The sequence below is a fragment of the Neobacillus muris genome, from assembly GCF_943193175.1.
In the GTDB taxonomy this organism is placed as follows: domain Bacteria; phylum Bacillota; class Bacilli; order Bacillales; family Cytobacillaceae; genus Neobacillus; species Neobacillus muris.
In genome coordinates this window covers 1-8,791 of record NZ_CALPDF010000075.1, presented here as the reverse complement: position 1 = coordinate 8,791, position 8,791 = coordinate 1, and the positions used below count along the sequence as shown (strand labels likewise).

The window sequence follows — 8,791 nt, the reverse complement described above, 5'->3', positions numbered from 1 at the left end:
GAATTTAATGTAAACACTAGCTGCAAGCCTATGTAAATTTCGCTGCATTTTTCTGCACTTTCTGCTTGCAAAAAACACTCGGCATAAGATTGGCGTAGTATGAAAGTATATTCTACATTTTTTGTCCTAACCCTGTTTATATTTTCTTAGTTATTGGATGGCTTAACTATCAAAGATGTAATGATTCCAATAATACAAATAGTAAAGCAAGAAAAAATAAATGCCTTTAACTCTAACATATTAAACGCCACAGTTACAATTAGACCATCTATCAAGAAAATAACAACCCCTATATTTAAGGAAAACGTTTCCGATATAAATTGGGCTAGCAGGTCTGTCCCTCCAGTGCTTGTCTTATAAAAAAGCATAATCCCTACTCCTACCCCAATAAATAATCCACCTAATAACACGCTAGTAAAGGCAGAAAGCAAAAACTGTGTTTTTAAAGGTGCTAACCAATCTATGAAGATAGAAGTAACAACCAAACCTAGAAAGCTATTATAAAAGTATGTACGTTCATAAATCCACGCATATATACATAAAGGGATACTTAAAAGAAACAACGTTAAACCTGTTGGAAAACCAAAGTAATAATGTAGGATAAGAGCAATTCCTGTAATCCCTCCATCTAACAAATGATGGGGAACTAAAAATCCATTTATACCAATACCAATTAGTAGACTACCTATAAAAATTACCATTGCTTTCTGAAAAATATAAATCACCTTATATCATTTATTTATCATTAATATATGTATTAGCAGGTGATTTAAGCTGTATTTATTTATTTTTTATTTGAGCCAGGACAAAACGTAACGAAAGGATTTTTTGGAAGAAGACCATTTCAGACATTTTGAAGGTCCATTCTTTTACTGCATTTATTGGGTAGGACTTTATTAAAACATTTAGGTTGACTGTTATTTGATACACTACTGAGGCCCTTTCCTTTTATATATAGATATCCTTCAAACTATTGAAGTTAGGTAGCATTTAGAAACCCATTAGTAAGTTTTAATTTACAAAAAAATTGAGGATAAGATATTTTTTTTGAAGCATTCTAAATTTTGTACTAAACGAAAAAGGGAGGAAATAAACATGGCTAACCAAATTGATACTAATAAATTGAAACAAGCAGAGGCAGTTACTTCTATTGTAGGGGTAGCGTCAGGAAACTGCGTTTATCTATACTTGGGAGTAAAAAGTCCTTTATTTCATAAGCCTTTTACATTGAAGACATGTAAACAACGTATTCGTCTAGATAACGATCCTCGTAGCATCAAATCATCAAATTCTACAATCGTTAGTTACCTTGAAGGCAGCTAAAACGCCTTAAGGCGTATCAAGCCTTTGTTATTTAAGATAAGGTTAGCATTTATACCTTCCCAGTGTTAAGACATCATTACATTGTTTACTGAGTTAAGATATTAAGTATTCAAAGTAGTTTTTCACTCAATTTTTCTACTTCGAATACTTTAAATACTCCTGATTTTCATAGTATAGATAAATGCGGATTTACAACGTTAAGGAAATCAAAATATAAAAAGTCTAATTTCTCGGTGTTATAAGTGGAAAATTAGGCTTTAGTTACTTCATTAAAGCGCCTGATTGTTGAAGACTAAAGTTTATATTCACCAAGAAAATTGAAAAGCTTTTATCCTAACAAATTTTATTTAGGACTTACATGTATGCCTTCACTCTCTCGCCAATCTGCGTAAAGTATATGCTTTACATTATCATATCCATTGGTAGTTAATTGGTTATCTAACCACTGTTGATCAAATCCGAGTTCATGTAAATTATCCCATAAAATTTCCCCATCTATAATTAACGATGTTGGGAGGTCTACTGGACTTTCTGGAAGATTGAGATCTTGCTTGTCTGGTTTTTGATACTTGGATTTTAATAATAAACTTATTTGCCCATTAGCTTCCAATATACCGTATTTGACTTCGCGAACTGAAAAGACATTATTTTGACGGAGTATACTCAATACTTGATTTACATCCAATTTGTTCTTTGTAAGTAACTTTCTGTCCATAACACCATCTCGAATGATGATGTTAGGATTGCCTAATAAGAGAGAACGTGTCGATTTATTTTTTAGAGTCATAAACTCTATTCCCAACATAAGAAACGTCCACAATCCGATGGCATATAAAAAATGAAAAATCCCTACCTTATCTTCATAAATGGTATTTCCTAAAAAATCTCCAAGTACTAACACAAAAACTAAGTGAAACGGGGTTAACTGATAGATGGATGTTCTGCCTGTTATGATAATGATAAAAAATAAAGTGGCAAAACCAACGATGACTTTGATCGTCAGTAAACCAATATTAACTTCTTCCAAAGTTTTTTCCTCCAATTTAAATTTTACTTAGTTGTAAGATCTTGAGGTTTAGATAAAGAGGCTAGTTTTAGTATTAAAACTCGAGTTACAATTCCAACAATGATGTAATATATGAATGAATATCTGTATCTCCACTCTAAATAATTAACAAGTTTGACCCACTCGCAAAAGGGTTCACCTATATAGGCATATGTTAGTGCCATAATGATCTGGGCTAAAATAAAAGATTTCCATGTTCTAAAATATTGATATAACAACATGTAAGCTACAGGTACCATTGAAAAATCAAAAGGAAAGGCCCTAGGAATAAAAGGTAGGAATGCAATGGGGTAATCCCAAAAACTGTATTGTGCACCAACTACATCTAATAAGGTTGTTGTCAAGATAATGATGGTACCAAATAACAAAATTTCTAAAATAATGTCTCGTTTAACAAGTTTAGCCCATATAACCCAAGGCACAACTAAAAAAACGACTAGTATCCACCATTCCCAAGTTAAAAACTCATTTTTTAGCCAACCATTTAATTCTAAATGATAGAGCTTATCTTCTAATAAACGTATTTCCTTAAGATTTTCAAATATATTATCTATTGATATCACCTCTATATTTAAATGAAAAGGTAACAGATATTTTTGAATTCAAACTCTTTGAGCTGCCTTTTTAGTATTACCGTTTTTTAGTAATGAATTTCCATCGTAAATAAGAAAAAAACCATGTTGGAAGTTCTTATAATACACGGGTTTTCGACTTTTTTTCAAATAAGTCAGAAATATATTAAAAACAAAGTTAAATCTAGATTTAAGATAGAACAATAAAAACAGGATACATCAACTTATAATAATGGAGAAAGCAGACGAGCACCTTGTTCAACAATGCGCTCGGTCAGGGATCGTTGCAACAAGTCTTCAATTCTTAATGGTACAGAATCAGTAAGATCCCTCTCGAACTGCTCTGTGAGTTCCCTTGCCACATCAGCACTGTACACGACTTGACACACCTCATAATTCAGGCGAAAACTTCTCATATCATAGTTTGCTGCGCCTACTTCTGCAATTTCCTCATCAATGATCATCAGTTTCGCATGTAACATTCCTTTATTGTACTGGTAGATTTGGACCCCAGCTTCTATAAGTTCCCCGTAATAGGTACGACTTGCATAGCCCACGCTTTTTTGATCAATGTGGCGAGGAACCAGCAATCTTACGTGCACACCACGAGCCACAGCTGTCTTTAATGCCATGATAATATCTGTTTCTGGTACAAAGTAGGGTGTTGTTATATCAATAGTTTTGGTCGCCTGTGTTATACATATAAAGTAAGCTTGACGAATAACTGGGGTAGGAATTCCAGGGTTTCCTTCCAACGTATGGATGTACGCTTTTTGCAATTCTCCTGTCTTTGTTTGGGTATTGTCTGTTTTACCTTCTATAGGCCATAACTCAGATCCTAATTCGGCAGACCATCTTGAAAGATCTATGCTGCCGGTTGGATTGATTTCCTTTGATTTATATTTTGGGATTTTAGTGGCCTTTTTCGTTGCCTCAGATTTTGTTTTTGACTTTATCCGTTCTGGTACAGCGATATTCCAATGAACGTCGAAGATAGTCTGCAAGTCGCCTGTTGCTTCCCCTATAATTTGCAAATGAGTGTCCCTCCAAAATCCTACGTCTGGCTTTAATCCTGTATATTCATATCCTACGTTCATGCCACCAGTAAAAGCTTTATTTCCGTCGACCGTGACAATCTTACAATGGTCCCGATAATTCCAATTGGATAAAATCCAGGGAAAGCGTAAAGGAAATATTATCCGGCATTCTATCCCTGCTTCCACCATCTGAAGGATTTTTTGATTCGGAAATGTTTTACTCCCCCAACCATCTCTAATAAAACGAACCCGCACTCCATTTACTGCTTTTTCGATCAGCAGTTCTGAGATGTGATTACCAATTTGGTCGTTCCGATAGATGAAATATTCCAGATCAATGGTTTTTTGGGCTTTTTGTAGGGATTCGATAAGTTGTTCATATTTTGCTATTCCATTGTTTAGTACGTGGACTTTGCCGACTCGAAGCCCGCCTACAGTAAAATACCTTAAAGCATCGGCGATTATCGATGCTGAATCACTATATGTATCAGGTAATTTATCAGACTCATTATGAGAAGAGGTCAATCTTTTCCGATGAATAATCTTGGGATTTGATGTGCTAAGATATAGCCAGAAACCAATGATAGGCAAAACAAGGACGATTATTATCCAATTCAAAGCCTTGGCAGGACGACGAACTTCCCAAATTGCTATGAATAAGATAAAGAACGTATTTATAAGGTATAGATAAAATATCCACTCCAACTGAAATCCCTCACTTGTTTTTCTCTTAACATGTACAAACTGTGTAGCGAGTATACGTTTGGAATACGAAGGAATTGTTTAGATACCTTTTCTTATTTTGTCACAGGAATTTAAACGTTGGAAATGGATCGAAAAACAAAAAAGGAGGTTCGTTTTACATTTCTTCTATTTAATCCCAATATCTTCCGTAATTCTGCTGCAGCTGACTAAGTATATTCGATGTTAAAAAGACTCCAACAGGGGGCAAGGTACTACTACTAACGGGATATCCGGTAAGAGTTCTATCGGTTGTAGCAACCCATGTTCCGTATTCGCCTGCTTGTAAAGAAGGAGGTTTCATAATAAGCCTCCCATTTAAAATAAAATGTCGAATTCTAATCTGTGGATCATCAAATATGGCTAAGTTGCCATAAAATGTGGCATAAGATGAATCAAATCTTATTTGTTTGGTGTTTTCATCCCAAGATCCATTAATTGGAATAGGTGTACCACGAAAATTAACCGTACCAATTACCCTGTTATCTGTAATAGAGTTAATGGTGAGTACGCTCCAAACGATTGGTCTACCAGCTATAGCAGCATGGATACCCCATACTGATGGGAATGGAATACTAACCATTGTAGGTAGTTCCTGTTACACCTAAAGATTTGCATATGAAAGTTCAATACAAAGGACTCCCCCTTGCCGTTGTAATTGACGGGAAAATTCAAAAGTATAACTTAAAATTAATTAACAAAAACGAAAAGTGGTTAAAACAGGAACTAAAGGCAAAGGGATATGACCAAATCAAGGATGTATTTTATGCATCAGTTAAGGATACGGACCACTCATTAGTTGTGAACACATTTAATGTTAACGACTAATCTTTAAATAGATAAAAAACTTTATTGGTTGTTTGAAAACATCAAAACATTGCCAGCATGTTCAAACACTAGCAGGTAAATATTAAAATTGGAAAGTGATTAATTTTCTTTCCAATACTTATAAGGAAGTGTTTGAAATTGAATAACTGGGTGAATACTTTTTTCAGTACAAGACAAGGACAAAACCTTATAAAAATGTTTAACAGAAGAAGAAATAACAGAGGGATTTTATGGGCCTCTTTGATTGGTTTAGGAGTTAGTGCAGCTGCTGTTTTTGGATTAAGAAGAAATGGAAACAGGAATATACTGGCTCCTGTCCAAAACTTCACTAATAATGTTCGAAATAATGGTCAAATGAAAAGAATGGCTACAGCTGTAACAGAGTTTTCCAAAGAATTAGTCCCTAACAAAAATCAATTTAATAAATAGTGGTCTTAATTAATAAAAAAGTTTTCTCAAAAGCAATTTGATACTTTTTCTTTGAAAATCACTTTTGGCTTTATTAAGAATTACGTAAAAAGCCGATTTTCCTTAAGAAAGGAGAATCGGTTTTTTACTTATAAGAAATTTACTCATCTTTGTTATCCCCATCACCAATATCTTCCGCATCTTCTATTGGATCTTCTGGATCTGGATCGTTATCATTTTCATCATCTTTAAACATGTTATCATCTTCATCAACACCTGGTGCATTTTCAAGATCGCCATTATCATTTTGATCCTTATTTCCATCGTTATCATTCATATCATTGTTTTCAATAACATTATTGTTATCTTCTGGTGGTGGATTCTGATCATTATTATTACAACCCACTAGTAACATGGCAGATAAAAATGTACCTGCAAGAATGAAAAACCATTTTTTATGCATGTTCATTTTCCTTTCAGGTTTATGTATTAACAGTTATTATCATTCCATTTAAATCTAAAATTATGATTGCTTTTAATAGGAAAAGTACCTATCCTTATGACAATAGCGGAGCATATAATAGGTTAAATTTTTAATAAAGATGAATTCAAGGGGTTGTTTTCTTGAAGAAGATTAACATCGAAATGTATATATCTTTTAAAAATTTTTTATTAAAAAGTCAACTTTCAATGTTACTCAGAAGCTCACTTGATTTTAGTGAAAAGTACTATCCACACGCTATCCAAAAGAATTGGAAGAATATTATCAAATTTTATTGGGGTTTTGACATTGCATCTTAAATGAAATTTATAAAAAATAAAATTTAAAAGGAGAGTTGTTCTCTTTGAAGGTGATGTGGAGATGTTCCTGTTGTAAAAGGTACTTTTGGAAAGACATAATACAAAACGATCTGATTTTTCTCAACAAAAAATATTGTCCTAAATGCTTTCTAGAATTCCTAAAAGTATATACCAGACTTAAAAGGGAATCTTAGAATGATTTAAGACGATAGCTGAACCTTAATTTGATTACTTTTATTTACTATTATTCAGGAAAATGGTAATTTAAAAATCATCCTATGTTGAAGAAATTAGAGAACAAGCAAGTAATTGTAAATTCCCTAATCTTTTTTTCGGGGAGTATAAATAATTTTGTGTAATTGGTTTTTAGAGCCAAATAATATATAAAGGCTTTACATGGAGTGGCGGGCATGATAGGCTTGGCTGCCAGGCGATACCTCGGTTTTTAAGAAGGTATCGCCCAATCGCCATAAATCATGCCCGCAGAGGCTCCGTGTCAAGCCGGCACTAACCTTCGGCTTAAGCAGTCAGTTCATTCGCCAACCTATCCCCATAATAAATAGCCAGTTGTGATATACATTCTTTCCATCCTCTTACAGGCATAGTCCATTTCTTTGATATTTCCATAGTAGCCAGATAGATAATCTTTCTCAGTGAATCATCCGTTGGATAGGCTGTCTTTGTCTTGGTGACTTTCCTGAGCTGGCGATGATAGCCTTCAATGGTATTTGTAGTATAGATGAGCCTTCTGATTTCGGCAGGATAACTAAAATAAGCAGTCAGTTCCAGCCAGTTTGTTTCCCATGATTTGATGATGATAGGGTGTTTCTTGCCCCATTTCTCTTTAAAGTTGGCAAACTCAAGTTCTGCCTCTTCTAGGGTAATGGCTTGGTAGACTTTCTTGAGGTCAGCCATCACAGCCTTCTGCTCCTTATACGATACGAATTTCATAGAATTACGGATTTGATGAATGACACAAAGCTGAAGGACCGTTTGTGGAAAGACAGAGCTAATGGCCTCTGAAAAGCCAGAAAGATTGTCTTTACAAGCAATCAAGATATCCTGAATCCCTCTGTTCTTTAGGTCATTACATACTCCTAACCAGAAACTTGCACTCTCACTTTCTCCAATCCATATTCCAAGAATCTCCTTATGTCCCGATAGATTGATCCCTAAAACACTATAAGCAGCTTTACTAACAATACGGTTTTCCTTTCGGACTTTGAAATGAATGGCATCAAGGAACACGATAGGATAAACCCGATCTAAAGGTCGAGATTGCCATTCTACAATAAGAGGCATAATTTTGTCTGTAATTTTACTGACCATGGTTGGAGAGACATCAATCCCATATAAGTCCTTCATCTGATCCTCAATGTCTCTAGTAGACATACCTTTGGAATATAGACCAATAATCTGATCTTCCAATCCGTTAGCAGTGGTCTCATATTTCTTAATAATTTGCGGGTCGTATTCGCCTTTACGATCCCTAGGGATATCCAATTCTGTATTGCCAAACCTTGTTTTCACTGTTTTTTTACTATATCCATTTCGGCTATTTCCAGAGTGGTCACCTGCATTATCATGTTTGGAATAGCCGAGATGATCTTCTATTTCAGCCTCAAATACTTGTTGGATAGTATCCTTAAACAACATCTTTAATTTTTCCTGAATATCTTCCACGGTACGGCAGTCTTTAGCTAATTCCTCAGCTAATGGGTTTCTTCTGTTTTGCATAATCGATCATCTCCTTAGTTGGTAAGTATAACCAATTACACAAAACTTTTTACATTCTCTTTTTTCGTTTCTCTTTCTCTTCTTTCAAAAACCTCTGAAATTCCTCTTTTGTGATATTGGATTTCATTGCTTCTTTTACTAATTCAACCCACTCTTCAGGAAGTTGATCGTTTTGAACATTTCTTTTTTCAATCATGGTTTTAACCTCCCTCTATAAATGTTGATATATCAACGGTTTGACCCGTTGGTGAAGTGACAAAAAAATATTTTTCGACATG

Annotated in this window: 11 protein-coding genes; 3 read left to right on the top strand and 8 right to left on the bottom strand. The window is 34.4% G+C overall.

All coding sequences use genetic code 11. The features are described 5' to 3' along the window. Window positions 1–146: 146 nt before the first annotated feature. Complete coding sequence (locus tag NFS43_RS24105; RefSeq protein WP_251555522.1) at window positions 147–701, bottom strand: YitT family protein; 555 nt, start codon at window positions 699–701, stop codon at window positions 147–149. 394 nt (window positions 702–1,095) lie between these two features. Between NFS43_RS24105 and NFS43_RS24100 the strand changes: the two genes are divergently transcribed. Beyond that, window positions 1,096–1,323 (top strand): hypothetical protein, encoded by a 228-nt coding sequence (locus NFS43_RS24100; RefSeq protein WP_251555521.1) that lies wholly within the window; start codon window positions 1,096–1,098, stop codon window positions 1,321–1,323. A 343-nt stretch (window positions 1,324–1,666) separates the two neighbouring features. On the opposite strand, the gene NFS43_RS24095 is transcribed toward NFS43_RS24100, so the two are convergent. From NFS43_RS24095 to NFS43_RS24080, 4 genes are all read right to left on the bottom strand, one after another. Continuing rightward, window positions 1,667–2,350: a DUF421 domain-containing protein gene (locus tag NFS43_RS24095; protein WP_251555520.1), complete on the bottom strand. Its 684-nt coding sequence runs from the start codon at window positions 2,348–2,350 to the stop codon at window positions 1,667–1,669. 23 nt (window positions 2,351–2,373) lie between these two features. Continuing rightward, a complete protein-coding gene (locus NFS43_RS24090) occupies window positions 2,374–2,952 on the bottom strand; it encodes a CBO0543 family protein (protein ID WP_251555519.1) in 579 nt (192 codons plus the stop codon). Between the two features lie 233 nt (window positions 2,953–3,185). Further along, on the bottom strand, window positions 3,186–4,703 hold the full coding sequence (locus NFS43_RS24085) for a phospholipase D-like domain-containing protein (RefSeq protein ID WP_251555517.1): 1,518 nt from the start codon (window positions 4,701–4,703) through the stop codon (window positions 3,186–3,188). A gap of 169 nt (window positions 4,704–4,872) precedes the next feature. Next, the gene (locus NFS43_RS24080) at window positions 4,873–5,322 is read right to left on the bottom strand and encodes a hypothetical protein (protein ID WP_251555516.1); all 450 of its coding nucleotides are present in this window, start codon (window positions 5,320–5,322) and stop codon (window positions 4,873–4,875) included. A 35-nt stretch (window positions 5,323–5,357) separates the two neighbouring features. On the opposite strand from NFS43_RS24080, the gene NFS43_RS24075 reads away from it, so the two are divergent. After that, window positions 5,358–5,567 carry a YetF domain-containing protein gene (locus NFS43_RS24075; protein WP_251555515.1) on the top strand — a complete coding sequence of 70 codons (210 nt, stop codon included), beginning with the start codon at window positions 5,358–5,360 and terminating at the stop codon, window positions 5,565–5,567. Window positions 5,568–5,705: 138 nt separating this feature from the next. Next, entirely contained in the window at window positions 5,706–5,996 is a 291-nt protein-coding gene (locus tag NFS43_RS24070; protein WP_251555514.1) for a hypothetical protein, read from the top strand. Window positions 5,997–6,135: 139 nt separating this feature from the next. On the opposite strand, the gene NFS43_RS24065 is transcribed toward NFS43_RS24070, so the two are convergent. From NFS43_RS24065 to NFS43_RS24055, 3 genes are all read right to left on the bottom strand, one after another. After that, entirely contained in the window at window positions 6,136–6,438 is a 303-nt protein-coding gene (locus NFS43_RS24065; RefSeq protein ID WP_251555513.1) for a hypothetical protein, read from the bottom strand. Window positions 6,439–7,295: 857 nt separating this feature from the next. After that, window positions 7,296–8,513: an IS256 family transposase gene (locus NFS43_RS24060; RefSeq protein WP_251555512.1), complete on the bottom strand. Its 1,218-nt coding sequence runs from the start codon at window positions 8,511–8,513 to the stop codon at window positions 7,296–7,298. Window positions 8,514–8,562: 49 nt separating this feature from the next. After that, on the bottom strand, window positions 8,563–8,709 hold the full coding sequence (locus NFS43_RS24055; RefSeq protein WP_251555511.1) for an anti-repressor SinI family protein: 147 nt from the start codon (window positions 8,707–8,709) through the stop codon (window positions 8,563–8,565). Between the last annotated feature and the right edge of the window lie 82 nt (window positions 8,710–8,791).